Source organism: Halomonas sp. BC04, assembly GCF_000568385.1.
The window spans coordinates 26,329-52,263 of record NZ_AZQX01000177.1; the positions used below are offsets into that span (position 1 = coordinate 26,329).

The 25,935-nt window shown below is 61.2% G+C and carries 21 protein-coding genes and 7 pseudogenes; 12 read left to right on the forward strand and 16 right to left on the reverse strand.

The window, feature by feature from the left end; genetic code table 11:
• Window positions 1-43: 43 nt before the first annotated feature.
• From tnpA (Q427_RS12555) to Q427_RS28855, 7 genes and pseudogenes are all read left to right on the forward strand, one after another.
• On the forward strand, window positions 44-358 hold the full coding sequence (gene tnpA / locus Q427_RS12555) for an IS66 family insertion sequence element accessory protein TnpA (RefSeq protein ID WP_043514331.1): 315 nt from the start codon (window positions 44-46) through the stop codon (window positions 356-358).
• A pseudogene (gene tnpB / locus Q427_RS34010) lies at window positions 358-591 on the forward strand (IS66 family insertion sequence element accessory protein TnpB); the annotation flags it as partial. The gene tnpA (Q427_RS12555) and the pseudogene tnpB, both read left to right, overlap by 1 nt.
• Before the next feature lie 24 nt (window positions 592-615).
• A pseudogene (tnpC, locus tag Q427_RS12560) lies at window positions 616-1,914 on the forward strand (IS66 family transposase); the annotation flags it as partial.
• A 24-nt stretch (window positions 1,915-1,938) separates the two neighbouring features.
• Window positions 1,939-2,274: pseudogene (gene tnpA / locus Q427_RS12565) on the forward strand (IS200/IS605 family transposase); the annotation flags it as partial.
• A gap of 299 nt (window positions 2,275-2,573) precedes the next feature.
• Entirely contained in the window at window positions 2,574-3,767 is a 1,194-nt protein-coding gene (locus Q427_RS12570) for a nucleotidyltransferase family protein (RefSeq protein WP_043514335.1), read from the forward strand.
• A 24-nt stretch (window positions 3,768-3,791) separates the two neighbouring features.
• Window positions 3,792-4,532 (forward strand): ABC transporter ATP-binding protein, encoded by a 741-nt coding sequence (locus Q427_RS32245; protein ID WP_051496334.1) that lies wholly within the window; start codon window positions 3,792-3,794, stop codon window positions 4,530-4,532.
• A gap of 14 nt (window positions 4,533-4,546) precedes the next feature.
• The gene (locus tag Q427_RS28855; RefSeq protein WP_051496335.1) at window positions 4,547-5,611 is read left to right on the forward strand and encodes an ABC transporter ATP-binding protein; all 1,065 of its coding nucleotides are present in this window, start codon (window positions 4,547-4,549) and stop codon (window positions 5,609-5,611) included.
• Window positions 5,612-5,632: 21 nt separating this feature from the next.
• Here Q427_RS28855 and Q427_RS12580 read toward each other — a convergent pair whose 3' ends face one another.
• The 5 genes and pseudogenes from Q427_RS12580 to Q427_RS12595 all read right to left on the reverse strand — a co-directional run bounded on the left by Q427_RS12580 (window position 5,633) and on the right by Q427_RS12595 (window position 9,888).
• On the reverse strand, window positions 5,633-5,905 hold the full coding sequence (locus Q427_RS12580; RefSeq protein ID WP_043514337.1) for a lasso peptide biosynthesis PqqD family chaperone: 273 nt from the start codon (window positions 5,903-5,905) through the stop codon (window positions 5,633-5,635).
• 24 nt (window positions 5,906-5,929) lie between these two features.
• Complete coding sequence (locus Q427_RS12585; protein ID WP_043514339.1) at window positions 5,930-6,355, reverse strand: lasso peptide biosynthesis B2 protein; 426 nt, start codon at window positions 6,353-6,355, stop codon at window positions 5,930-5,932.
• Window positions 6,356-6,533: 178 nt separating this feature from the next.
• A pseudogene (gene tviB / locus Q427_RS12590) lies at window positions 6,534-7,813 on the reverse strand (Vi polysaccharide biosynthesis UDP-N-acetylglucosamine C-6 dehydrogenase TviB).
• A 60-nt stretch (window positions 7,814-7,873) separates the two neighbouring features.
• Window positions 7,874-8,212 carry a hypothetical protein gene (locus Q427_RS34015; RefSeq protein ID WP_231613669.1) on the reverse strand — a complete coding sequence of 113 codons (339 nt, stop codon included), beginning with the start codon at window positions 8,210-8,212 and terminating at the stop codon, window positions 7,874-7,876.
• A complete protein-coding gene (locus Q427_RS12595) occupies window positions 8,191-9,888 on the reverse strand; it encodes a polysaccharide biosynthesis protein (RefSeq protein WP_231613670.1) in 1,698 nt (565 codons plus the stop codon). The genes Q427_RS34015 and Q427_RS12595 overlap by 22 nt, the downstream gene beginning before the upstream one ends.
• 623 nt (window positions 9,889-10,511) lie before the next feature.
• On the opposite strand from Q427_RS12595, the gene Q427_RS12600 reads away from it, so the two are divergent.
• From Q427_RS12600 to galE, 3 genes and pseudogenes are all read left to right on the forward strand, one after another.
• Entirely contained in the window at window positions 10,512-10,955 is a 444-nt protein-coding gene (locus Q427_RS12600) for a low molecular weight protein-tyrosine-phosphatase (protein WP_043514342.1), read from the forward strand.
• A 166-nt stretch (window positions 10,956-11,121) separates the two neighbouring features.
• A complete protein-coding gene (locus Q427_RS12605) occupies window positions 11,122-12,117 on the forward strand; it encodes an NAD-dependent epimerase (RefSeq protein WP_043514345.1) in 996 nt (331 codons plus the stop codon).
• Window positions 12,118-12,149: 32 nt separating this feature from the next.
• Window positions 12,150-13,168, forward strand: a pseudogene (gene galE / locus Q427_RS12610) (UDP-glucose 4-epimerase GalE).
• Window positions 13,169-13,249: 81 nt separating this feature from the next.
• Here the strand turns inward: galE and Q427_RS12615 are convergent.
• The 9 genes and pseudogenes from Q427_RS12615 to leuS all read right to left on the reverse strand — a co-directional run bounded on the left by Q427_RS12615 (window position 13,250) and on the right by leuS (window position 21,130).
• Window positions 13,250-13,675, reverse strand: coding sequence for a DUF488 domain-containing protein (locus Q427_RS12615; protein ID WP_043514348.1), 426 nt, complete (start codon window positions 13,673-13,675; stop codon window positions 13,250-13,252).
• 40 nt (window positions 13,676-13,715) lie between these two features.
• The gene (locus Q427_RS36280; protein ID WP_331280628.1) at window positions 13,716-13,952 is read right to left on the reverse strand and encodes a hypothetical protein; all 237 of its coding nucleotides are present in this window, start codon (window positions 13,950-13,952) and stop codon (window positions 13,716-13,718) included.
• Window positions 13,909-14,661: a PA2778 family cysteine peptidase gene (locus Q427_RS12620; protein WP_331280629.1), complete on the reverse strand. Its 753-nt coding sequence runs from the start codon at window positions 14,659-14,661 to the stop codon at window positions 13,909-13,911. The genes Q427_RS36280 and Q427_RS12620 overlap by 44 nt, the downstream gene beginning before the upstream one ends.
• Before the next feature lie 11 nt (window positions 14,662-14,672).
• Complete coding sequence (locus tag Q427_RS12625; protein ID WP_043514350.1) at window positions 14,673-15,068, reverse strand: PA2779 family protein; 396 nt, start codon at window positions 15,066-15,068, stop codon at window positions 14,673-14,675.
• Window positions 15,069-15,226: 158 nt separating this feature from the next.
• Complete coding sequence (locus Q427_RS28860) at window positions 15,227-16,348, reverse strand: GGDEF domain-containing protein (protein WP_051496336.1); 1,122 nt, start codon at window positions 16,346-16,348, stop codon at window positions 15,227-15,229.
• Window positions 16,345-16,872 (reverse strand): hypothetical protein, encoded by a 528-nt coding sequence (locus tag Q427_RS12635; protein ID WP_043514352.1) that lies wholly within the window; start codon window positions 16,870-16,872, stop codon window positions 16,345-16,347. Before Q427_RS12635 ends, Q427_RS28860 begins: the two co-directional genes overlap by 4 nt.
• A gap of 93 nt (window positions 16,873-16,965) precedes the next feature.
• Window positions 16,966-18,024 (reverse strand): DNA polymerase III subunit delta, encoded by a 1,059-nt coding sequence (gene holA, locus Q427_RS12640; protein ID WP_043514354.1) that lies wholly within the window; start codon window positions 18,022-18,024, stop codon window positions 16,966-16,968.
• 110 nt (window positions 18,025-18,134) lie between these two features.
• Entirely contained in the window at window positions 18,135-18,518 is a 384-nt protein-coding gene (locus tag Q427_RS12645; RefSeq protein ID WP_231613671.1) for an LPS-assembly lipoprotein LptE, read from the reverse strand.
• 19 nt (window positions 18,519-18,537) lie between these two features.
• A pseudogene (gene leuS, locus Q427_RS12650) lies at window positions 18,538-21,130 on the reverse strand (leucine--tRNA ligase).
• A gap of 211 nt (window positions 21,131-21,341) precedes the next feature.
• Between leuS and Q427_RS12655 the strand changes: the two are divergent.
• A complete protein-coding gene (locus Q427_RS12655; RefSeq protein WP_043514358.1) occupies window positions 21,342-21,857 on the forward strand; it encodes a zinc ribbon-containing protein in 516 nt (171 codons plus the stop codon).
• A gap of 60 nt (window positions 21,858-21,917) precedes the next feature.
• Here Q427_RS12655 and Q427_RS12660 read toward each other — a convergent pair.
• Both Q427_RS12660 and Q427_RS12665 read right to left on the reverse strand, forming a co-directional pair.
• Window positions 21,918-23,221, reverse strand: a pseudogene (locus tag Q427_RS12660) (hypothetical protein).
• A gap of 83 nt (window positions 23,222-23,304) precedes the next feature.
• On the reverse strand, window positions 23,305-24,195 hold the full coding sequence (locus tag Q427_RS12665) for a LysR family transcriptional regulator (protein WP_043514361.1): 891 nt from the start codon (window positions 24,193-24,195) through the stop codon (window positions 23,305-23,307).
• A gap of 286 nt (window positions 24,196-24,481) precedes the next feature.
• On the opposite strand from Q427_RS12665, the gene leuC reads away from it, so the two are divergent.
• Window positions 24,482-25,933 (forward strand): 3-isopropylmalate dehydratase large subunit, encoded by a 1,452-nt coding sequence (gene leuC, locus Q427_RS12670; protein ID WP_043514363.1) that lies wholly within the window; start codon window positions 24,482-24,484, stop codon window positions 25,931-25,933.
• Window positions 25,934-25,935 lie beyond the last annotated feature (2 nt).

Sequence of the window (25,935 nt, forward strand, 5' to 3'; positions counted from 1 at the left end):
CTGCTTGGACACACTGATTCTCTCATTGAAGGGAGAAATCCGTATGAGCAGTGCCGATCGTGAGCGATTCTGGCAACAGCAAATCGGGGACTGGCAAGCCTCTGGCCTGTCCGGAATCGCTTACTGCAAACAACACTCGCTGACCTACCACCGGTTTGTCTATTGGCGCAAGAAGCTGACAGATTCGGGGCATTACCCGAATGAGACGTCCACAGTCACTGGATTTGCCAGGGTGGCACCGGTCTCTGGCGTGGCCGCCACAGACGGTTTGACCGTGTCATTGCCTGGCGGCGTGTCGATCACTGGCCTGCACGCCGGCAATATCGAGTTGCTGGGCGCGGTGCTGAGGCAGCTGTGATGCGTCACCGGTACCTGCGCCCGTCACTGGCGTTGCCGGAGATTTACCTGTACCGGGCGCCGATTGATTTCCGCAAACAGGCCAACGGCCTGGCCTTGCTGATCGAACAGGAGCTGGGCCACAGCCCCTTTACCGGGGCCCTCTACGCGTTCACCAACCGGCAGCGGAACAAGATCAAGTGCCTGATGTGGGAAGACAACGGTTTTGTACTCTATTACGAGGCTGTCGAAGAGGCAGATGTCCCTCGTTCCACCCGCAAGCGTCGTCAACGGGGCTTCTCCGACAAGTTGCTGCGCGAGCGAATTGAACTGACGCTCAGCGACGAAGAAAAGGTCGGGGCCAGCAAGACCTTCTTCACCAAGGTCAAGGAAGAGCTGCAGTTCATCCCGGCCCAGCTGAAAGTGCTCGAGTACTGGCAGGAAAAGGCGGTGTTCGAACAGGATGGAGAAGAGCGCATCCTTACCGCCACCCGCCCGCTTCACCCCCTGGGCAAATGTGTGGCCACCACCTCGCTGCTGGCTTACCTCATTACCTCCAAATACGCCGATGGCCTGCCGCTGTATCGCCTGGAGAAGATGCTGGGCCGGCTGGGTCATGAGGTTAGCCGCACCAGCATGGCAAACTGGATCATCCGTCTGGAAGGCGTGTTCAAACCGCTCATCCACCTGATGCGTGAGGCACAGAACGGCAGCGACTACCTCCAGGCCGATGAAACCCGGATCCAGGTACTCAAGGAAGAGGGCAAGACGGCGCAGTCGGATAAGTGGATGTGGGTCACCCGGGGTGGCCCACCCGGGCAACCCACGGTGCTGTTCGACTACGATCCGTCACGCGCGGGCAGTGTGCCGGTGCGGTTGCTCGATGACTTCAGCGGCATCCTGCAAGCCGATGGCTACTCCGGCTACGGGCAGGTGTGCCGTGATAACGACATCATCCGGATCGGGTGTTGGGATCACGCCCGACGCAAGTTCGTCGAAGCCGCCAAGGCGGCACCGGCCAGCAAAAAAGGCAAGGGCCAGAACCTCAAGGTCTCCAAGGCCGATGTGGCCCTGGGCCATATCCGGAAACTCTACGCGATCGAACGTCGGATCAAGGACCTGACCGATGCCGAGCGCCACCGCATTCGTCAGGCCCAGAGCCTGCCCCAACTGAAGGCGTTCAAGGCCTGGTTGGAAACCAACGTCGGAAAGGTCCTGAAAGGCTCCCTGACCCGCAAGGCCATGGAGTACACGCTGAACCAGTGGGATTACCTGGTGGGTTACTGCGAGCGGGGTGACCTGCAGATCAGCAATATCCTGGCCGAGAACGCCATCCGTCCGTTCGCACTGGGTCGAAGGGCTTGGCTGTTTGCCGATACCTCACAAGGCGCCAAGGCCAGTGCCACCTGCTTCTCACTGATCGAGACCGCCAAGGCCAATGAGCTGGAGCCTTCGGCCTACATCCACCACGTGCTGGCACACATAGCCGGGGCCGATACCGTCGAGAAGCTGGAAGCCTTGCTGCCCTGGAATGTGGATCTGGAGCCGGCTTCAAAAACGGTCGCTCAATACCGCTAAGGCAAGTGGGTCGATTTATTGGCGCTTACCAAGCACCTTGGTGAGGTTTTTCATGAGCTGGCCAGGCAGAAGGAATGCCAGATCGTAGAAGGCCACCTGATGCGAGATCATGTTCACATGTGCATCAGCATTCCGCCAAAGCACTCCGTGTCGCATGTGGTTGGTTATATCAAAGGGAAGAGCGCCATTTCGATAGCCAGGAACTTCATGGGAAGAACTCGCAACTTCACAGGTGAGAGCTTTTGGGCAAGAGGCTATTTTGTCTCAACAGTCGGGCTTGATGAGGCGATGGTCAGAGCCTACATCCGTAATCAGGAAAGAACTGACGAGCATTATGACCAACTAAAGTTCGGCATGTGAGGCTGCCGCCTTCAGGCGGCTCAGGTTCTTGCCCCTTTGAGGGGCTAACAAAATAAAGCCCCCGGCTTTGCCGGGGGATACTTACTAGATGCCATCGTGCCGTGGCAACGGCTGATCCGAATAGCAAGGCTGCCGAGCCGTAGAGGCCACTTCATGGTGGCCTCAAACAAGATGCTGGAGTAGAAAATCGTTCTCGGGCAGCTTCACAGGCCAGGTGATCAATTGTTCAGTGATTCCTTAGTGGCGAGTTTTCCTGAGTCCAGCGATTCGGATCCATCAAGAATAAGGATTGTCTTCTCATGCTGTCCATATCTTCTTCCCCTGCTTCATTTTCCCCTTCGCTGCAACTTCTCATCCTGCTATCCCGCCTTGAGCTTTCGATGGAGCAGGAAAAGTCGGCTTTGACGCTTTGCCAGCAGATCGACGACTGGACGCAGGTTTCCCGCCAGGCTCAACGGCGCTTTGTGTTGCCGCTGATATTTCAGCACCTGCGCCGACTGGCACCGGAAAACCTGCCGCTAGATCAGCTGAAAGCCATGAAGTGTCAATGCATAGGAGTGGTCCAGCATAACCTATTGGCGATTTCTGCCCAGCGAAAACTGGTCCAAGAATTACTGCAGCCACTCGGTATTTCTCACCTTTTCTTCAAGGGGTATAGTTTGGCGGCGCGCTACTATGATGATCCAGTTGTGCGCTTTTCCCGCGATATCGATGTTCTTTTACCGCGCAATCGAATGGTAGAATTGCTCGAAGTTGCCCTGGATAAGGGGTATCTCCCGCATGACCCGAAGGGGTTGGAAACGGATCGCACGAGTCTTGCCTTTCTCGGTCGTGTCCAAGGGGTTATCACATTGATGTCACCTCAGGGAGTGGTGGTGGAGTTTCATCAGCGTATCGATAATACTGGGACGATTTACAACACTGAGGAGCTCCTGTCGACTGCTGAGTTCGTTGCATTTGGGGATGTTGAAATACCCGTCATGCCCACGGCTGAACTGTTTGTCTATATCTGCCTGCATCATACCAAACACCACTGGTCTCATTTGCATTGGTTGGTGGATCTTGATGCGATTCAACGGCATCCCTCTTTTGATTTGAATGACGTCTATGCCTGTGCAGAAAAGAGGAACTTGACTGAAACTGTCAAAGCTACACTGGAACTGTACAAGGCATTGGCGTCTCCTAACCCAGGCAGCCAGCCGATGTCGGCTCATGGTAGACAATTGTTAGGGTCTTGTCTGGCGGCACTTGAGGGTGACTATGAGGTGGAGCAGGCGCTGAGTAGGTCTAGAGTCACACCTGATTTTTCCTTCGCTTGGCAAACGAACCGCTGGCATTGGCTTCGCTGGAAGTTTTTTGGTTGGTTACGAATCTTTCGCCCCAGCTACGCAGATTATCGCGACTGGCCCTTGCCGGTCGGCAGGCAGTGGCTCTATCGCCCACTTCGTCCTTGGCGAGAACTGTCTCGACGTCTTGCTTCATCCAGGCGTTGATTGCTACCACAACCAGGAGAGGGTATGTCCCAGCTTGCCAAGCTTACCGCACCACTCAACACCCTGCGCCGCATTCTGCCACTCTTGTGGCACAGTAGCCGCAAGTGGACGGTTCTCAGCGCCCTGCTGATGGCCCTGGAGGTGGTCTTCGGGTTGGCGGTGCTCTTTATGCTCAAGCAACTGGTAGATGTGGTGACCCAACAGCTGGGTAGCGAGGCCCCCACCGAAGGCATCCGCTCGGTGCTGTGGTACGTGGCTCTGACCGGGGGGTGTTCGCTGGCCTATCTGGTGTCGCGAGCCATGTCGGGCCTCGCCAGGGAAGCGCAGGGGCTGCTGGTGGCGGACCATATCGACCGGGAAATGCATGCCCGAGCGGTGAGGGCGGACCTGGCCTTCTACGAAAGCCCGCGCTACTACGACACGCTGCAGCGGGCGCGCCAGGCGGGTAACCAGCGGCCGGTGCAAGTCGTCGGCAACCTGATGCTGCTAGTCAAGAACGGCTTGATGCTGGCCGCCATTGTGGTGTTGATCATCACCATCAACTGGCTGTTGCTGCCCGTGCTATTGATCGCTATCGTGCCGGCGCTGCTGGTGCGCTTGCACTTCACCCGCCACCTCTACGAATGGCAGCACCACCGCACGCAGATGGAACGGCGGGCCGGCTACCTGGATTGGCTGATGACCTCCGATATCAATGCCAAGGAGCTGCGCTCAATCAGTTGGGGGATTACCTGCGCGAAAGCTATTCCGATTTGCGTGGTGTGATTCGGCGGGAGCGCATGCGTATCACCCAGCGACGCACACAGGTCGAGCTGGTCGTCGCGAGTATCGCCACTCTAGCGTTCTTTGGTGCCTTGGCCTATCTGGCGTGGCAGACCTCGCTAGGACGCAACAGCGTCGGTGATCTAGTGCTGTTCCTGTTGATTTTCCAGCGTGCCCAGTCGATGGGGCAGGAGGTGGTAAGGCAGCTTTCACAGCTCTATGAGGATCATTTGTACGTAGGGCTGCTGTTCGAGTTTCTCGATATTCGTCCGGCAATTGCCGAGCCGGTGCGCCCATTGCCGGTGCCGGAGCCAATGCATGAGGGCATCCGCTTCGAGCAGATCGGTTTTAGCTACCCCGGCACCGACAAGCCGGTGCTGTGTGATATCAATCTGCGTATTCGCCCCGGGCAGATCGTGGCCCTGGTCGGTGCCAACGGCTCCGGCAAGACCTCGCTGATCAAGCTGCTTTGTCGCCTCTACGATCCGACCTCGGGGCGGATCACCCTGGACGGCGTGGACATCCGCGAGTATGGCCTTGAAGAGTACCGCCGGGTGTTCAGCGTGATCTTCCAGGACTACGGGCGTTTTGCCGCCACGGCGCGGGAGAATATCCGCTTCGGAGATATTCGCCAGCCGGTCGACACGCCGTCGGTCGAGGCGGCGGCGGTCAAGGCCGGTGCGGATCCGTTTATTCAGGGGCTCAAGGCCGGATACGATACGCCCCTCACCCGGATGTTCGACGACGGCCAGGAGATCAGCATCGGGCAGTGGCAGAAGATTGCCTTGGCCCGGGCCTTTATGCATCGCTCCAGCGTGATCATTCTCGACGAGCCGACTAGTGCGCTGGACCCGGGGGCGGAGTTCGAGCTGTTCGATAACTTCCGTGAGCGCATCGATCACCGAGCCGCCCTGGTGATCAGCCATCGGCTATCGACGGTGCGCATGGCGGATTACATCTACGTGCTGGACCAAGGCGTGATCCGCGAACAGGGCACCCACGACGAGCTGATCCGGCAGGAGGGGATGTACTGCGATTTGTTCAGCCGGCAGGCACACCATTACCGGGAAGTGGATGCCTGAGCGGATGCATGAACAGCGGCGTTAACTGAGTTTGATCAAGTCCTCCTGCTGGAGCTGGTCGAGAAAAGTCACGACCTCGCGCTCGCAGGTCTCGCGATCCACGTCGAACTCCTCCAGGAGTCGATCACGGATCTCGGCGATGGTGGTTTCCTGCTCGATCAGCGACCAGATACGCTTGCCGACGGCTTGGGTGCCGTAGTACATGCCGTTCTTGGAGCTGAAGATCACCAGTTCGTCATCGACTTGGGAGGAGAGTGGCTCGTCTTGGCGCGTGACTCGGGTGTCCAGGTTCATGGTCGCTCCTTCAGGGTGAGGTTATTATGCCGAGCGGTCGGAGGCGGTGTGCCCGGGTGTTTTGATAAAGCTTGTAAGGGCAGTGAAACGGCCGTCGTGCTGGCCCAGCACGACGTGGTTGCCTACTCGCAGCCAGGCATGCGCCTTGAAATCCATCTCCTGCCGGTCGTTGAGCTCGTTGCAGGTGCCCAGCACCAGGCTGCTGGCAATGCCGCGTCGATTCAGCATCCACTGCGCCGCCATGGCCAGCATCAAGCAGGTAAAGCGGCCGCCGGCGCGGCGGTTGATGGCCTTGAGGGCCAGGTAATATCCCGAGCGCGGGCGTCGTACGCGGCTTGGGCGGGGTCGGCTTCGCCGGGGACCGAGGTGCCCAGCCGGCTCGACCACCAGCGAAACGGCAAGGCGCGGACCAGGAACCACGCGGCCGGCAGCAGCATAGCAGCCTCGCATAGCAGCCGTTTTCGGTTCCCTGCGAGCCGACGAAATTTGACAACCGAGTGCATGGCGCTTCCACTGTTGTTCGCTTGATTCATAACGTTTCGACTACCTCAGGCAGTATAGGCACGGTAGGGCGCCGTAACCCATGCTTCCGTTCTTATCGCACTAACCGTGGTGCATCAGCTGGGCGTTAGAGCCGCAGGTCGGCATCCCCATTCCCCAGCATGTATTTGAGATCATAGAGTACATGCTCGGCCTTTCCCCAGCTGCGAATCCGGGCTATGCCGAGATCATGAAACTCCCGGTGGCATACGGCCAGGATCACGGCGTCATAAACGCCCTCTTCGGGCTGGTCCAGGGGCTGGATCCCGTAGGCCAACAGGGCCTCGTCCTTGTCGGCGTGTGGGTCGAACACATCCACCGTGACATTGAAGTCAGCCAGTTCGTGGATGATATCGACCACTCGGGTATTGCGCAGGTCCGGGCAGTTTTCCTTGAAGGTCAAACCCATCAACAGCACCCGGGCGGCCTGCACCTGAATGCACTGTTTGATCATCTGCTTGACCAGCTGGCCGGCCACATAGGCCCCCATGCCATCGTTGATGCGCCGCCCCGAGAGGATCACCTCGGATGGTAGCCAACCTGCTGCGCCTTGTGGGTCAGGTAGTAGGGGTCGACACCGATGCAGTGGCCGCCTACCAGGCCGGGTCGGAAGGGCAGGAAGTTCCATTTGGTGCCGGCCGCCTGCAGGACTTCCTCGGTATCGATATGCAGGCGATTGAAGATCATTGCCAGCTCGTTGATCAGGGCGATATTCACATCTCGCTGGGTGTTCTCGATGACCTTGGCCGCTTCGGCCACGCGAATGGAGCTCGCCCGGAAGGTGCCGGCGGTGATGATCGAGGCGTAGAGATCATCGACAAAGTCCGCCACCTGGGGCGTCGACCCCGAGGTCACCTTGCGGATAGTGGTAATGCGGTGTTCCTTGTCGCCGGGGTTGATACGCTCGGGGCTGTAGCCGGCGAAGAAATCGACATTGTAGGTCAGGCCCGAGGCCGCTTCGACCACCGGAATGCACACCTCCTCGGTGGCGCCCGGATAGACGGTAGATTCGTAGATGACGATATCCCCCCGGGATATCACATGCGCTATGGTCTCGCTGGCCTTGATCAGCGGCGTCAGGTCCGGGCAGTGCTGACTGTCAATGGGGGTAGGCACGGTGACGATGTAGACGCTGGCCTCGCGCAGCGCGGCCATATCACAGGTGAAGCGTAGCTGGCTGGCCTGGCGCAGCTGCTGGGGCTCCACCTCCAGAGTGGTATCGAGCCCGTCACTCAGCTGTGCGATGCGCTGGGTATTGATATCGAAACCCAGGGTGGGGTAGCACTTGCCGAACTCCACGGCGAGCGGCAGGCCCACATACCCCAGGCCGATGATCGCTATCTTGACGCCTTCCAGGCCATCTCGCATGTCCAGGTTCGGTCGCATGTCGCTGTGCCTCGTCTCCATGATCATCCATCCTCACCGGTGTTAGCAGGGAGGGCCCTTGAAGAGTGATGCTGCGGTGGCTGCCTTGAGCAGCTCCTCAACCTTACGGGATGGCTGCGACTCCAAGTTGTCCTGGGTGGGGCAGTCGGGCAGCAGTACAGGACGCTTGCCAAGCTCGTTCCAGGCCAGGTCGACAATGGGCCCCTGGGGGTGGTAGGCGGCGGGGGCCTCTAGCAGCAGTTGTTGAATGCGCTGTAGATCGCCTGTCTTGGTGGCGACTCGCAGGCGCTGCAGCAAGTCTTCCAGGCGAGGCCACTCCCATAAGGTTTCTCGGGCAGAGAGGATCCGAGGATGCTGGGTCAGGGAGACATTCTCCCCCACCAGCAGCTCCTCATAGAGCTTTTCACCGGGGCGCAGCCAGTGAAATGGATCTCGATATCCCCATCTGGGTTGTCGTCATCCTTCACTTCCAGGCCCGACAGCCGCACCATTTCCCTGGCCAGCTCGGCGATCTTCACTGGGCTGCCCATGTCGAGCACGAAGACATCCCCACCCTGGCCCATGGCGCCAGCCTGCAGTACCAGCTGGGCTGCTTCGGGAATGGTCATGAAGTAGCGTGTAATGTCAGGGTGGGTGACGGTCAGAGGTCCGCCACTGGCGATCTGACGACGAAACAGCGGCACTACCGAGCCGGATGAGCCCAGCACATTGCCAAAGCGCACCATGCAAAAACGGGTGTCACGCTGGTTCATCGAAAGCGCCTGACAGATCAGTTCGGCCAGACGCTTCGTAGTGCCCATGATGTTGGTCGGGCGAACTGCCTTGTCGGTGGAGATCAGGACGAAGGTCTCCACTCGGGCGGCGATGGCGGCCTGAGCAGTGGCCAGGGTGCCAAAGATATTGTTGCGGACGCCTTCCAGTACGTTGTATTCCACCATTGGCACATGCTTGTAGGCGGCGGTATGGTAGATGGTCTGGACGTGAAACGTATGCAGTAGGGTTTCGAGACGCTGCTGATGTTGTACTGAACCCAGCAGGGGCTTGATCCGCGTGGTCACCCCCCCTGCCTGGATATGTAACAGCTCTTGTTCTATGCGATATAGTGAGTGTTCGCAGACATCCATTAGCAGCAGCTTGCGAGGCTTCAGCGCCAGAATCTGGCGGCACAGCTCCGAGCCGATCGAGCCGCCGGCTCCGGTCACCAGCACGACCTTGTCGCGGATATTGGCGTTCAATAGCTCCGGGCAAGGGGGCACGGGATCGCGCCCGAGCAGGTCTTCCAGGGAGACATCGCGGATGTCGTCCAGGTGAGCGTGCCCGTTGACCACATCATCCATACTCGGCACGATTTGCACGGGCAGGCCATGGGATTCCAGTGATCTCAAAATCTCGCGGCGTCGTGTATGCGTGGTACTGGGAATCGCCAGCAGGATCCGCTCGATGCCATAATCGGCGATCAGCTTGGGCAACTCAGAGGGCGCATGAACCTTGAGTCCCTCGAAATAGGTGCCTTGCATCCCGCGCCAGTCGTCGACAAAGGCGAAGGGAGCAAACTCGCTGCTCTGTCGCAGTGAGGCGATGAGCCGTGAACCGCAAGCACCGGCCCCATATATCGCCACGCGGGCCTTGTCGCGCACCAAGCTCCGCTGATAGAGACTACGCAGAAAGAAGCGGATTCCCCCGACGGAGAGCAGCGCCATCATGCCATAGATCACGGTTAGGGTGAGGGGGGCGGCCAGCCCGATCAGATAGCCCGTAGTGCCCATGATCAAGGCAGATGCTGTGACGCCGAAAAGAATGGTCTGCAGCGCCCGGGGACTCATGTAACGAATCACCGCGCGGTAGAAGCCCAGGCGAATAAAGAGCAGCAGGCTGAGAGTCAGCGTGACCAGCAGTACCTGCCAAACGACAGGCTCGAAGTGCAGAAGCCAGCTATCCTGCTTCACCATTATCGCCACCAGCAGGCTAGCTGACAGAAGTGCTACATCGGTCAGCAGCAGGATGATGCGCTTGTACCTTCTAGGCAGGCGAAACAAGTGCCTAAGCATCAATCGCATATCACGTTCCCTTTAGTAGGCGTAGATTCTCCCAATTTTCTTTCGAGTTGTGCAGCAGCATATGCCCTGATTCGGCTGCCACTGGGGAGTGGTTATCAATGTTATTATGCTGGATAACTTTACAAGCCTTACAAATTTTCCAACAGAATTATGAGGGAAGATACATGAAGTCTAGCGTGAAATTTCTTCGGCATAAGGTCAGTCCATTTTGAGTTTTAATTCATAAGAAAGTACACGGATTTTTGCAAAGCATTATGCGGAAGAAGAAGGTTTGTAAGCTACTTGTAAGAAAATGTACATATGAGTGTAAAAGAAAATTAGCAACGGACCCACTTGAATTTTGTGATCTAATAACAATTGATAACATAGTTATCTACGGTGAATGAAGCATGGCAAGTGGTTCAATGCGGGTGAGGCGGGGAGTAACCAGCAAGCATTACCGGACTGATGTTGTAAGGTAATAAGAAAGAATGGGAAGAGGCGTGGTGCTGAATTAGGCTAAATTCAAGTACAGGTTGGCGGCGAAGGCCCATGCCCTGCTGCTGGGATGAAAGCTCATAAAAGGCTACTACTATAGTAATGGTTGTAGTACTAACCTGTTAGGTGAGAGTAAAGAGGCTGCAATGTTCCAGCACATACTGGTGGTATGCACCGGAAATATCTGCCGCAGTCCGGTGGGTGAGGTGTTGCTCAAGCATCGCCTTCCTGACAAGCGCATTGAATCCGCCGGGCTGGGGGCGCTGATCGGCCACGGTGTGGCCCCCAATGCCGCGCGCCTGGCCGAAGCCGACGGACTCAACGTCAGCGACCACCAGGCTCGCCAGCTTACCGCCGAGATGGTTCAGGCCGCCGACCTGATCCTGGTCATGAGCGAAGGCCAGCGCCGCGCTGTCAGTGAGTTGTCTCCCCCCGCTCTTGGCAAGACCATGCTTTTCGGCCGCTGGTTGGGCAAGCCGGGTGGGCAAGGCGAAGAGATCCCCGATCCCTATCGCAAGAGTCCGGAAGCCTTCGCCCACGTCCACCGCCTGCTGACCGAGGCCGCCGCCGCCTGGGCGGCCAGGCTTTAAACGGCAGGGGCAAGCTACAGGGAACAAACTACAAGGAAAAAGTAGCCACCGGGTAAGTAACACCCATGAAATTCGAGGACCTTGCCGACAGGACCATAGTGTAGGCAGGCACAAGGGCGGCGGGGAATCTCCTGCGTCACGATGAATTTATAAGGGAACTTATCGAATGAAACTATTGATCACCGGCCTGGCCGGCTTTATCGGCCACGCCGTCGCGCGTCGGCTCAGCGGGCAGGGTCACGAGATTGTCGGTATCGACAACCTCAACGACTACTACGATGTGGCGCTTAAGCAGGCGCGCCTGAATGACCTGGCTGACTGCTCGGATGTGCGCTTTGAGCGACTGGACCTGGCTGACCGCGAGGGCATGGCGGTGTTATTCGCCGAACACGGCTTCGAGCGGGTGATTCACCTGGCAGCCCAGGCCGGGGTGCGCTATTCGCTGGAGAATCCCCACGCCTATGCCAATGCCAATCTGATCGGGCACCTCAATGTACTGGAGGGCTGTCGCCATCACGACATCCAGCACCTCGTCTATGCCTCGTCCAGCTCGGTGTATGGCATGAACGACAAGATGCCGTTTGCCACCGGTGACGCTGTGGATCATCCCGTCAGCCTCTATGCGGCCACCAAGAAGGCCAACGAGCTGATGTCGCACACCTACTCTCACCTGTACGGCTTACCCACCACGGGGCTGCGCTTCTTTACCGTCTATGGCCCCTGGGGCCGGCCGGACATGGCACTGTTCATGTTCACCCGGGCGCTGCTCGCCGGCGAGCCGATCCCGGTGTTCAACCACGGCGACATGTGGCGGGATTTCACCTATATAGACGACATCGTCGAGGGGATCCTGCGTATCCTCGACGTGGTACCGCCACCGGGTGGCGATACTGCCACCCCCGACAGCAGTAGCTCGCCCTATGCGCTCTACAATATCGGCCACGGCAGCCCTGTGGCGTTGATGGACTTTATCCACGCCATCGAAGGCGCCACGGGTCGCGAGGCGATATGCGACTATCAGCCCATGCAGCCCGGCGATGTGCCGCGCACCTGGGCGGATACCGAGGCGCTATTCGCAGTCACCGGCTACCGCCCGCAGATCAAGGTGGAGGAGGGCGTGGCTAACTTCGTCAGGTGGTATCGCGAGTTCTACGGGGTATAAACCCCTCACTGGAAGGGAAGGAGTTCCGTACCGTGACGATTCTGGTGACCGGCGGGGCTGGTTATATCGGTTCCCATACGGTGTTGACGCTGCTCGAAGCCGAGTATGAGGTGGTGGTGCTGGATAACCTCTGCAACGCTTCTCGGGAATCGCTCCGGCGAGTGGAACGGCTGACGGGGTGCGAACTGGCCTTTGTGGAGGGGGATGTTCGCGACCGGGCCCGTCTCGATACGCTGTTCGCTGAGTGGGACATCACGGCCGTGATTCACTTTGCCGGCCTGAAGGCCGTTGGGGAGAGCGTGCAGAAGCCACTTACCTATTACGAGAACAATGTGGCCGGCACGCTGAACCTGTGCCAAGCCATGCAGTCGTCGGGTGTCCATCGGCTGGTGTTCAGTTCATCGGCCACTGTCTATGGTGCCGAGGCGCCGGTTCCCTACCGAGAAGACTTGTCTAGAGGGAGTGCCAGCAGCCTTATGGTGCCTCCAAGGCGATGGTGGAGCAGATACTGGAAGATCTGTGCCGCGCGAAGAGCAGCTGGTCCGTGGCGCTGCTACGCTATTTTAACCCGATAGGCGCCCATGAGAGCGGCCAGATCGGTGAAGACCCTCAGGGTATCCCCAACAACCTGATGCCCTTTATCGCCCAGGTCGCCGCCGGGCGCCGCGAAGCACTGTCGATCTTTGGCAATGACTATCCCACCGCTGACGGCACCTGTGAGCGCGACTACCTGCACGTGATGGATCTGGCGGAGGGGCATGTCAGGGCTCTGGAGCACCTGGGCCGCGCTGGCGTGCAGTGCTACAACCTGGGTACTGGCAACGCCGTCTCGGTGCTGCAGATGGTTGCACGTTTTGTTGCCGTGAATGGGGTGCCCGTGCCTTACACGATTGCTCCTCGACGTTCCGGTGATCTGCCTGCCTTCTGGGCCGACCCCGCCAAGGCCCAGCAGGCGCTTGGCTGGCATGCGCGTCGTAGCCTGGATGACATGTTGCGTGACACCTGGCGCTGGCAGCAGCTCAATGCCAATGGCTACTCATCAACGATTTGACCCCTTTGGGGCCAATCCCTCAAGTCGGCTTGGCAGCTGGCGCGGTAAGCGAACGGTTACTGCACACCAGCCTAAGAGTCTCTATTCCTCATTCAGTTGATGCCCAAAACAGGGCGGTGAGCTTGGTTCGAGGTCGGCAGCATCTTCGTCGTGCAGTGCCTGCAGCAGCGCATCCCGCAGTAGAGGCAAGTGGGAGTCGTCGAGGTGCCGGGCTGCCGAGAGCAGGGTCAGTCGCCCGCGCCGGGCATGGCGCATCAGGGGCGTCAGGCAGTCTGGATCATCACGCAACTCGCCCCGGTAGCGTGCAGCGAAGACAGCCTCGCTGATCTCGCCCTGGTGGTACTGGCGCCTGAGTAGCGTAGAGGGCGATGCATCACGATACCACTCCGTCAGGGCCAGGCCCTCGCGGCGCTTGCCGCGAGGCCAGAGGCGATCTACCAGTACCCTGGCACCATCCCCTGCCTCGGCCGGGCTGTAGATGCGCTTGAGGACAATCTCGTAGCTCATGATCCGTCTCTTCCTGTTGCGAATGACGATCTAGCACATCCTAGTGCGCCTGCAATGCCTCTTGGGCCGTTGTCTGCCACTGGCCGGGAATCTCCGCCGCTCTCGATAGGGCGTGGTGGGCGTCATCGCCGTCACCTCGATTCTGCAGCGACAGCCCCAGGTTGAGCCAGGCCACGGCGAGTTTATCATCATGACGCACGGCGTCGCGGAAAGCCTCGATGGCGCCGTCCCGGTCACCAAGCCCATGGCGTGTATTGCCCAGTGCGAAGTGCCCCATGCGGACGTCGGGAAGCGGCTGACCAGGCTTCCCAGGCGGGTAGCGCCGCCTGCGGCCCCTGTACCTGTTCGTAGGAGGCGATCGAATCGAGCGCACGAAACTCGCCGATCGCCTCCGGCAGCCGTCCCGGTGGCAGTGCGACGAAAGCCCAGCGGTCGCTGCGCGCCCAGGTGGCGTCGAAGCGCCTGAAGGACTCGATGCGCTCGGCCTCCTCGCCGCTATGCAGGATCATCTCCCTGGCCTCAAGATCGTAGCCGATGGCCACGGCGTAATGCCACATGGGCCAGGCCGGGAGTGACAGATTTTGCATCACCACTACCGGATGGCCTGCCGCGATCTCGGTGAGCAGCGCATCGAAGGTATTGTTCAGCACGTAGGGGATGAGGCCATGGCGACGAGTGGTTGCCAGCATTTCCGGCTGGACGCTGCCCTCCCGGTCCGGGATGAAGACCTGTGGTATCAGGGTGTCCACCGTCACATCGACACCCTGGCTGTTGAGCACCATGGCCAGCGAGGCAGGCCCGCACTGGTACTCCCGCTGGGCATGGAAGGGCACGCCTGCGATCTCGGCCCGCATGGGCAGGGACGCTTCCGTGGCATCGGCCAGCTGCGGTGTGGTGGCGCAGCCAGCGAGCATCATCGAGAGGGCCGACAGCAGAACGCCCGCAAAGCGGGCGTTCAGGAGCTGCCGGAGTCGGCGGGCTGTCATGACGATTCCTGTCAACGTGTGAAGGGGAAGACGTTGGTCAGACCGAGGATGTCGGTGACCAGCAGGACGACGAAGACGAACAGCAGGGCACCCACGACACTGGCGCCCGCCGGCAACTGCTCGAGCTGCTCGGCCATTTGACGCGCCTCTTCATCGGAGAGGGCGGCCACTCGCGCTTCCACCTCGTCAAGGTCCACACCCTGGGCAATGAGCTGCTCCTGGACGTCGGCCCGAGAAAGTATCTCATGGATCCGCTCGCGATCGGCATCGGGCTGCTCGGCGCTCAGGGCGGCCTGGGTGGTCACCAGGTCACTGGCAGGCACGGGGGCGGCAGCGGCGACGGAAACACTCCCCAGCAGCATGGCGAGGATCAGTAGCGGGCTGAGATAGCGGTAGAGTCTTTTCATGACGATCTTCCTTCTTTTTGGTTTGGGCTTCCGGCTCTTGAATGATCCATATCGCCGTCGTGGCGAGCTGGATGCGTCCTGTACTCCAACGATGTCTTCCTAGTATAAGCAGAAAGGCCGTGATATTTCATGCCCTTGCAACATGTAAATGGCAGCGTTCAGGCGACCCGGGTGCAATTTCGCCCATCGGCCTTGGCTTTGTAGAGCGCCTTGTCGGCACGTGAGTAGAGCGAGTCGAAGTGTGAACCCTGCCCCTCTCCCGTAGCCAGCCCCAGGCTGACAGTGAGTGTCGTCGGCGCGCCGAGTGTCGGCTCGGTGAGCTCAGCGATATGGTGTCGAATCCGTTCAGCGAGTTCAAAAGCCCCTTCTGCCGATGTGTCAGGCATCAGGATGCAAAACTCCTCGCCCCCGATCCGTGCCACGATATCGGCCTGGCGTACCTCTTCCTGCAAGGCGTTGGCAAAGGCCTTCAGCACTCTATCACCGGCTGGATGCCCCAGGCTGTCATTGAGCTCTTTGAAGAGATCGAGATCGAGTAGCGCCATGCTCAGCGGCTGGTCGTTGCGCAGGCTCTGCTCGTGAAGACGACCCGCGACTTCCAGAAGATAGCGCCGGTTGCCAAGTCCGGTCAGCTCGTCGGCCAGGCTGAGGCGCTTCACGGCTTCTCGTTCCCTGTGCAGGCGTAGAAGAGCGAGCATGAGCCCGCCGACTACCATCAACACCAGCACGACCAGGGCACCGATTGCCCAGGTGAGCCGTTCCATGGTCAAGCGCTGCTCGGCGGCTGCGACGTGGATGAGTTCGTTGAGCTCGCTATAGGCCCATGACAGCTCGTTCTCGATCACGTAACCGAGACGCGTTAGCCCATCCGGGGCGACTCCGGCCAGCACGTCATCGACGTGGCGCTGCAGCTCTGGGATCTGCTCTTCTACACGACGCAGCCTGTCGAGCGCCGCGGCATAGTCGCCCGGATCAAGTTGGCTTCTTTCCAGCCCATAGGTGACGCCGTCGATATGCTGGGGTATGCGCCACAGCAAGTTCTCGAGGCGCTCTTCATGTATCTGCGGTGTCGGTGACTGCAGTCGGTCCAGCGTGTGGCGAAGCAAGACAGGGTGTTGCTGGGCCCGCACTACATCGGCTACCAGTGCCGCGTAGTTGGCCCCCACGTGCTGGCGCGCATTGATCACGTAGAGCCCTATCGCCAAGGCACAGACACCTGCCAGCAGGGTGAACCCCGAAGCCATCTGCCAGCTCAGGGTGCGGTGTTGGCGTTGGCTCATTGGGCCTGGATGTCTCGAATCGACCAGATCCAGTGGGTCATGCTCGCCGTGCCGGCTTCAACGGCCTCGGCATCGGCGGGTACGATCAACATGGTGGGGCCGAACTCCATGAGCGTCAGGGTGGCGCCATCAAGGCGTGTGGCGAGCAGGTAGCGTCTCTCCTTCCGGTCCTGGGGGGTGATGAAGACGGTATAGTCGTCGTGGGCGATAAGCCGTAGCGTGGCAGCGTCGTCAAGATCCTGGGCATCGAGAAAACTATCCAGCCAGACACCGGCGAAGCTCCCCTGTGGGCCTTCGAAATGTTGCAGTGTCACCTCATGGAGTGGTGATGACTCGATTTCGGCCCGGCTGACTGGCCGGCGCTCGCCGTCGCTATGAAGCGTGAGAATGGGTGTTTCATCCTGTGACGGGGCAAGCGCACTGGGGCTGGCTGCAGTCGCATGTGCTGCCGTCATGGCGAGCAGCACGCATGCACAGGTCGCGATGGCGACCTGCGACAGTGTCGGGGGTAAGAATCGGCTCATGCGTATGGCTCCCAGTTGACAGTGTTCAGCGGGATAATGGCAGGATTCCAAGCCGATTGTATGATGCAGAGTAAACGCTATGTATCAGGAGTGTTAACCCACCCGGTATGAGGAGGGTAGTTCCGCGAGCAGGCCGCGGCCGCCGGCCAGGGTCAGGGCCAGGTCGTGAAGGCCGTCCCACAGCGGCAGTGGGCTGGCACCCTTGATCGCCAGGTCCAGGCGCTGAGCCAGCAGCAGCAACTTATGCAGCCGCTTCAGGGGTAGTCGAGCGATGGCCTGCTGATAGGCTGGTCGACGCTTGTCGAAGATGGCGGGTTTCTGCGCCTTGCAGGCATGCTCGAAGCTCTGTCCCTGGTCCAGGTGCTGATGTAGCGAGAGCAGGGTGCGCAGCTCTCGGGTCAGCGCCCAGAGCACGATAGGCGACTCGATGCCTTCGCCACGCAGCCCGCGCATGATGCGCGAGACCCGTTCGCGCTCCCCCTTCAGGCAGGCATCCATCAGTGTGAAGACGTCATATCGGGCGCTGTTTTCGACACCGCCGGCGATCTGGGCCGGACCGACACGGGCTCCCTTGGGCAGCAGCAGGGAAAGTTTCTGCAGCTCCTGGTCGGCGGCCAGCAGGTTGCCTTCGGTTCGCTCCCCCAGCAGACGAGCGGCATCCAGGTCGAGCGTCAACTGGTGTCGCTCGGCGCGATCCCGCAGCCAGTACCCCAGACGGGAGGGATCCACCGGCCATACCGGCACGAACAGTCCGACCTTGTCGAGCGCCTGAAACCAGGCGCTCTTCTGCTGGCGATAGTCGAGCTTGCCCATGGAGATCAGCAGCACGTCATCGCTGCTCTGGAGGTCTCCGGCATGCTCCTTGAGCGCCTTGGCCCCTTCCTGGCCCAGGCTGCTCGAGCCGAGTCTCAGTTCGATCAGCTTGCTGGAGGCGAACAGCGACATGCTGGCGGCGGTTTCACGTAGCCTGCCCCAGGCGAAGTTGGCTTCCACATGGAGGATGTCGCGCTCTTCTACGCCGCGATCGCGTGCGGCCGCCCGGACGGCATCGCAGGCCTCCATGTGCTGCAGTGGCTCCTCACCGGCGACGATGACCACGGGGGGAAGCTTCTTGGCCAGCGCATCGGCAAGCTTGTCGGCAAAGACCTTCATCGTCTATTCGTCACTCCAGTGCACGCAGCCGGTCCAGGAGACGGCGGGTGGCATCGTGCCGCAGTTCCTGCCGGGCCTCCTCGCGGAGACCCTCCTGAGCCAGAAGGTTGTCATCGCTGACCGTGAAGCGGGTGACGACCTCGAGCTGCTGCTGAGGCAGCCGATAGGCACCGTCGGAGCGTCGTTGAACCGAGAAGGCACCCGGAGTTCCATTTCCAGCTCGCGGGCCCCGTTCCCTGGGTGCCAAGGGGGCGCTCGCGGAACGCCTCGGCTCCCAGGTTCAACACCAGTGGTGCCTGAGCGTGCACGTGGGTATCGCTGGACTCCAGCCTATCCCGCACCATTTCGGCAAAATCGCTGTCGCTACCGGCGATGGCGAGCTCGCTGAGAGCCGGGCCGGGCGAGTCGAGACCGCGCAGGCGATAACCGCAGCCTGCGAGGCCGAGACTAGCGCTACCGCTCAGCAATAGCCCCAGGAAGGTGCGTCGCTGCATGGATCGACTCCTTTAGGCATTACGCCACTACAATATTGACCAGCTTGCCGGGTACCACGATCACCTTGCGGACCGTCTTTCCTTCGATGTGACGCTGCACGTTTTCGGCAGAGAGTGCTTGGGACTCGATGGCGGCCTTGTCGGCATCCGCCGGTGACTCGATACGTGCCCGCAGCTTGCCGTTGACCTGCACTACCAGCTCGAGGGTGTCGCGTGCCAGGCTGATTCATCCAGCTGTGGCCAGCGAGCGTCGATGGCTGGCTCGTCATGGCCCAGGCTGTGCCACAGGGCATGGCAGGCGTGGGGCGTGATCGGGGAGAGCAGCAGAACGCAAGCCTCGATCGCTTCACGTGCCACGGCCCGGTTCTGGGGGCAGGCAGCGTCTCGGTCGGCCTGGAAGCGGCCCAATGCATTGGACAGCTCCATGACCGCGGCAATGGCCGTATTGAAGGTGGTGCGACGGCCGATGTCGTCGCTGGCCTTCTTGATGGTCTCATGGGTCTTGCGACGCAGTTCGCGTTGGGGCTCGCTCAGGGCGGCCACGTCGAGGTCGCCCGGCTCGCCGGTGGCCAGGTGGTCGTTGACCAGGCGCCACAAGCGCTTGAGAAAGCGGTGCGCGCCCTCCACGCCAGCGTCGGACCACTCCAGCGACTGCTCCGGCGGGGCGGCGAACATCATGAACAGGCGCACGGTGTCGGCACCGAAGCGATCGATCATCGACTGGGGGTCGACGCCGTTGTTCTTCGACTTCGACATCTTCTCGATGCCGCCCATCTCCACCGGCTGGCCGTCTTCGACCAGGACCGCACTGATCGGGCGGCCCTTGTCGTCGCGCTTCACCTCGACGTCGGCGGGGTTGAACCACTCCTTGCCGCCGTTGGGGGTCGAGCGATAAAAGGTTTCGGCGATCACCATGCCCTGGGTGAGCAGGCGCTGGAAGGGCTCGTCCACCTTCACCAGGCCCAGGTCGCGCATCAGCTTGGTGAAAAAGCGTGCATAGAGCAGGTGGAGGATGGCGTGCTCGATCCCACCAATGTACAGGTCTACCGGCAGCCAGTAGTCGGCTCGTTCGTCGAGCATGGCCTCATGGTTGTCGGCACAGCAGAAGCGCGCGAAGTACCAGGAGGATTCCATGAATGTGTCGAAGGTGTCGGTCTCGCGCACCCAGCCGTCGCCCAGGTCCGAGAACTCGGGCATCCTTTTCAGCGGCGAACCGCTGGCATCGACGGTGATTTCCATGGGCAGGGCCACGGGCAGCTCCTCGTCGGAGAGCGGCACAGTCTGGCCCTCGGGGCCGTACTTGACCGGGATCGGCGCCCCCCAGTAGCGCTGCCGGGCCACGCCCCAGTCGCGCAGGCGATAGTTGGTCTTCACCTCGCCGCGGCCGACTGACTCGAGCTTGGCGGCGATGGCGTCGAAGGCCTGCGTGAAGTCGAGGCCGTCGAACTCACCGGAGTTGATCACCGTCCCGTACTCTTCCCGGGCGCCCTCGGCGAGGTCCGGCGCCTGGCCATTCTCGTCGGCGATCACCGCCTCGATGGGCAGGCCATACTTGGTGGCGAATTCCCAGTCGCGCTGGTCGTGGCCCGGCACTGCCATGACCGCACCGGTGCCATACTCCATCAGCACGAAGTTGGCCACATAGACAGGCACCTCTCGACCGGTAAGAGGTTGTACGGCCCAGTGCCCGGTGGGCATGCCCTTCTTCTCCATGGTGGCCAGTTCGGCCTCGGAAGTGCCGCCGCGGGCGCATTCGTCGCAGAAGACCGCCAGCTCGGCATTCTCCTTGGCAGCCGCCTTGGCCAGCGGGTGGCCTGCCGCCACCGCCACGTAGGTCACGCCCATCAGGGTATCGGGACGGGTGGTGTAGACCGAGAGCGGCTCGGTGGTGCTGCCGTTTGCCGCTTTGATATCAAAGCTGAGTTCGACCCCTCGGGACTTGCCGATCCAGTTGCGCTGCATTGTCTTGACCTGCTCGGGCCACTCGATATTGTCGAGATCGGCCAGCAGCTCATCGGCGTAGTCGGTAATCTTGAGGAACCACAGCGGGATCTCCTTGCGCTCCACCAGGCGCCGGAGCGCCAGCCACGCCCCTCGATGACCTGCTCGTTGGCCAGCACGGTCTGGTCCACCGGATCCCAGTTGACGGTGGACATCTTCTTGTAGACCAGCCCCTTCTCCACCAGCTTGGTGAAGAACCACTGCTCCCAGCGATAATAGTCGGTATCGCAGGTGGCGAATTCCCGGCTCCAGTCATAGGCGAAGCCCAGCGCCTTCAGCTGATTGCGCATGTAGTCGATGTTGTCGTAGGTCCACTTGGCCGGCGGCACCCGGTTCTGGATCGCCGCATTCTCGGCCGGCATGCCGAAGGCGTCCCAGCCCATGGGCTGCATCACGTTCTTGCCCTGCATGCGCTGATAGCGGGAAACCACGTCACCGATGGTGTAGTTGCGCACGTGCCCCATGTGCAGCTTGCCGCTGGGGTAGGGGAACATCGACAGGCAGTAGAACTTCTCGCGGCTGGCATCTTCTACCGCCTTGAAGCACTGGTTCTCGTCCCAGAACTGCTGGGCGTCGCGTTCGATCTCAAAGGGCTTGTACTGTGCGTCCATCGGTTTTCGCGCTTACCTTGAATGTCGGGCACCGTGACGAGGCACGGTGCGGGTCGGCGGAGTCTTGTCCGGCGTCAGGCATCGATCGCATCTGGGCGATAAAACGTTGAACTGACGGCGAGATGTCGTCTAAATGGTAACCAAGGATACCCCACTAGGGCAGGACCGGCCATGCCCGGACCTCCCTGCGAGACGCTTCGAGGAGAATGACATGACTGAACGCCCGGACCCCCATCGCGATCACCGGCTGCGCGAAGGCTACGAGCGCATGCTGGACAGGCTGCGTGATGGCGCCAAGGAGCTGACCTGGGAGAATTTGCAGCAGGAGCTCGATGATGCCGTTGAGTTCGAGGCCGAACTCGAGGAATTCACCAAGGACGAGCTCGCCCTGCTGCGGGCCTGGGTCGAGCGTGACCTGGTCGACATGCGTCGCTACCTGCATGCCGGTGGCCATAGCGTCGCTACATGGCTGGGCATTGACCTCGACCAGCTCTCGCGGCGAGTGGCGGAGGCGCTGCTCTCCATCGCCGATCGTAGCAAGGTCGAGCGGTTGCGCTTCGAGGAGGACCTGGAGGCGGCCCGCGCCGACTACTGCGAGGGTGAGATGGCCGTCCCCGGGCGCATGGCCTGTGTTCACTGCGACGCTGTGGTCGACCTGGAAGGTGTGACGCGCATCGAGCCTTGTCACCAGTGTGGGCATCGTTACTTCTATCGCGTCTCGCAGTAAGCCCTTTCCTGCCTGGTCGGGCTGCTGCATGCCGGCTCGGCCTGCAAGCCTGAGCGGCCATTATAGCCAGGTGTCGAGCACCAGGATGGCCACCAGCACCAGGGCGCTGAGTGCCAGGGCATAGACCAGATTGTGACGCATCATGCGGTAGCCGCTGACACCATAGCGGCCCTGCAGCGACAGATTGATGCCTGACAGCGGCCCCACCGAGGTGCCCACCGCCCAGGAGGCAAGCGCGGTGAAGGCGAACAGGGTCTGCTCCTGGCCGCCCAGGCTAAGGGTCGAGGCAAGCACCGAGACCCCGATGATGGGGTGCAACCCCAGGACGGCACTTGCCACGATCGCCAGAAAACTGACCATGGCCTGGATGGCACCAAAGCGTCGAACAGCGTCCATTCGCTGCCCGTGGCTGCCGCCACCAGGGTGGATAGGCCCAGGGTCAACAGGCCGGCCGACAGAAACAGGGCTATCTCGCCACGCATCGCCGGTAGCCGCATCAGGGTGTGCTGACGAACGCGGTAAAGGGTCCACCGAGGGCCGGCAGGCAGATTGCTGGCCAGTGCCACCGCCGGCAGCAGGAAGGTGATGATGCTGACGATGCCGAGCCCGGGTGTCAGCTTGAAATGAAACAGCATCACCAGGGCTGCCATGGCAGCCGGCATCAGCAGACTGCGTGGCGAGAGCGAAAAGCCTGCGACCTCGGCCAGGTCGAATCGGCGGGACAGCTCCAGCGTGGTAAATGCGCCGCTGAGCAGGGCCAGGGGCAGGCCGATGGCGAGAATACGCGAATACTCCATGCCCGGCGCCAGGGTCATCACCACGCCCATGGAGGCGAAGAAGGGCGACCACAGTGCGGCGCTGGACAGTCCGCGATTCAGTGCCAGCAGTTGGGGCGTGGTCAGCGGGGCGCGCCGTGCCAGCCGGTCCCCGATCATGAATACGGTCGATAGATTGAGAATGGTGCCGAGAAGATGGACGCCGAGCCAGGTCCCCGCGGTGCCGCGCCTCCCGGTAACCGCCCGGCCCAGCGGTCGTTTCGAACCGCTGCGGTTGCCGATCAGGCCGATGAAGCTGACCCCCACCAGCATCGCGACCACATAGGTGTTGCCGCTGGTGATGCTGGGCCAGGCTACCTGGGCCCCGTAGTGCCAGCGTGCTGCGATCAACAGTCCCAGGCCGATGGCGGTCAATGCCCCGGCCTGCCAGCGAGTGCGCCAGGGAATGTCCCGCCACAGCAACAGGGTGGCCAGCCAAAGGGCGTAGCCGACGCCGTGGGGTAGCGGTACTAGCCCGGCAAAGCCGAGTATCTGCAGCACGAGTCCAAGCAGAATCAAGATGCCGGCCAGGGCATGGCGCGATGAAATCGGTGATGGATCGGGCGAGGACACGAGGCGCGAGGCTCCGGAGGAGAGACAATGGTTATTGTGAGCAGTCTAACAATATTGCCTTACCTTCGGCGACTCGCCTCGTCTCGCGCGTCTTCCAGCAGTGCCAGCATGGCCTTGGCCGCATTGGAAAGGGTACGACTACGGTGCACCAGATAGCCCAGGGAGCGATGAATGGCGGAATGCTCTACCTGGAGTTCGTGCAGTTCGCCGGCCACCAGTCGCTCCGGCAGCAGGCTCCAGCCCAGGCCAATGGCGGTCATCATCTTCAGTGTCTCGAGATAGTTGGTGGAGAGCGCCACCGGCAGCTCTAGGCCGGCGGCGGCGAAGCGCGACTCGATCAGCGTGCGGGTGAAGGTCAGGGGGCCCGGCAGCACGGCATCGAAGGCACACAGCGCGTGGAGCGAGAGCCGTCCGTGCCCGGCCAGCGGGTGATCGTGGGCGCAGACGAAGCACATCCGGTCATCCCAGATGGGCACGACGTCGAGCTGGGGGTCCGGGTGCGGCGCCAGCGTTACCACCGCCATCTCCAGTTCCCCGTCCAGTACCCCCTGGTAAGCCTGCTCCGAGTCAAGAAAGCGCAGGTCCAGGCGTACTTCGGGGTGGTCGCGCGTGTAGGCTTTCAGTAGCGGTGGCAGGCGGTGCAGGCCGATATGGTGGCTGGTGGCCAATGTCAGGCTACCGGCGATATCGCCGGTGAGATTGACCAGCGCCCGGCGGCTGTCATCCACCATCACCAGAATCTGCCGGGCGCGGGGCAGCAGCACCCGGCCCGCTTCGGTGAGCGTGACGCGGCGGCCGATGCGGTCGAACAGCCGCGCGTCGATCTGCTCTTCGAGCGTGGCGATACGCTTGGAGACCGCCGGCTGGGTCAGGTGCAGCTGCTCGGCGGCGCGTGAGAAACTGCCGTTGTCGGCCACGGCGAGGAAGGCTTGTAGGCTCTGGGTATCCACGGTTGCTATTTATTCCTTTGTTCGTCATCTATTCCTTTTTGGAATCCAATGAATAAATAACATGAATTGCTTTTATGGGCTAGCCGCGCAAGACTGCACTTAGCCAAAGCATCGCAATATCGCAACCGCTTAGTTGGGCGTGTCGGGGCTTTTCCGGCGGCAAATGACCTCCTCTTCGACCTACCCCCGGCGCCCCTCAGGAGCCCTGGATGCGATGGCTCTTATATAGCAAGAGCCAAGATAAACGACCGGACACGCAAAGGGCCCCAGAGCCCGGGAGAACGACATGGCAGGCCAGACACTCTATGACAAGCTGTGGTCGCAGCACCTGGTGAAGGAGCGCGATGACGGCACCGCCCTCATCTATATCGACCGCCAGCTGCTCCACGAAGTTACCTCGCCCCAGGCCTTCGAGGGACTGCGTCTGGCCGGGCGCAAGCCGTGGCGGCTCGACGCCAACCTGGCCACGCCGGACCACAATGTGCCGACCACGCTCAAGGAGCGTGCCGAGGGCAACGCCGGTATCAAGGATCCGGTGTCGCTGATCCAGGTGCAGACGCTCGACGACAACTGCGTCGAGTTCGGCATCGAGGAGTTCAAGATCAACGATCCGCGCCAGGGCATCGTCCACGTGGTGGGGCCGGAGCAGGGCGCTACTCTGCCGGGCATGACCGTGGTCTGTGGCGACTCGCATACCGCCACCCACGGAGCCTTTGCGGCCCTTGCCCATGGCATCGGCACTTCCGAGGTGGAGCATGTGCTCGCCACCCAGTGCCTGCTGGCGCAGAAGATGAAGAACATGCAGGTGCGGGTGGAGGGCAAGCTTGGCACCGGTGTCACCGCCAAGGACGTGGTGCTGGCCATCATCGGCAAGATCGGCACCGCGGGCGGCACCGGCTGTGCCATCGAATTCGCCGGCAGCGCGATTCGCGACCTTTCAATGGAAGGGCGCATGACCGTCTGCAACATGGCCATTGAGGCCGGCGCCCGGGTCGGGCTGATTGCGGTGGACGATACCACCATCGACTACCTTGGCAACCGGCCTTTTGCGCCATCCGGCGAGCAGTGGGAAGCTGCCGTGGCGGACTGGCGCAACCTGGTTTCCGACGCCGACGCCGAGTTCGACCAGGTAGTCACGCTGGACGCCGCCGAGATCGAGCCCCAGGTGAGCTGGGGCACCAGCCCCGAGATGGTCACCGGTATCTCCGGCGAGGTGCCCGACCCGGCCGAGTCCGGTGACGACACCGTGCAGCGCGGCTACACCCGTGCCCTGGAATACATGGGTCTCTCCCCGCGGCAGAAGATCACCGATATCCGGCTCGACAAGGTCTTCATCGGCTCCTGCACCAATTCACGGATCGAGGATCTTCGCGAGGCCGCCAAGGTGGCCCGCGGCAAGAAGGTCGCTGACTCCATTCAGCTGGCCATGGTGGTGCCGGGCTCCGGCCTGGTGAAGCGCCAGGCCGAGGCCGAGGGGCTCGACAAGATCTTCATCGAGGCCGGTTTCGAATGGCGCGAGCCGGGCTGCTCCATGTGCCTGGCGATGAACGCCGACAAGCTCGGCGCCGGGGAGCACTGTGCCTCCACCTCGAACCGCAACTTCGAGGGGCGCCAGGGCTACGGTGGGCGCACCCATCTGGTCAGCCCGGCCATGGCCGCCGCCGCCGCTATTGCCGGCCACTTCGTGGACGTTAGACAGCTCGCCGCCAATGACGATGCCCAGGTAAAGGAGGCCTGAAC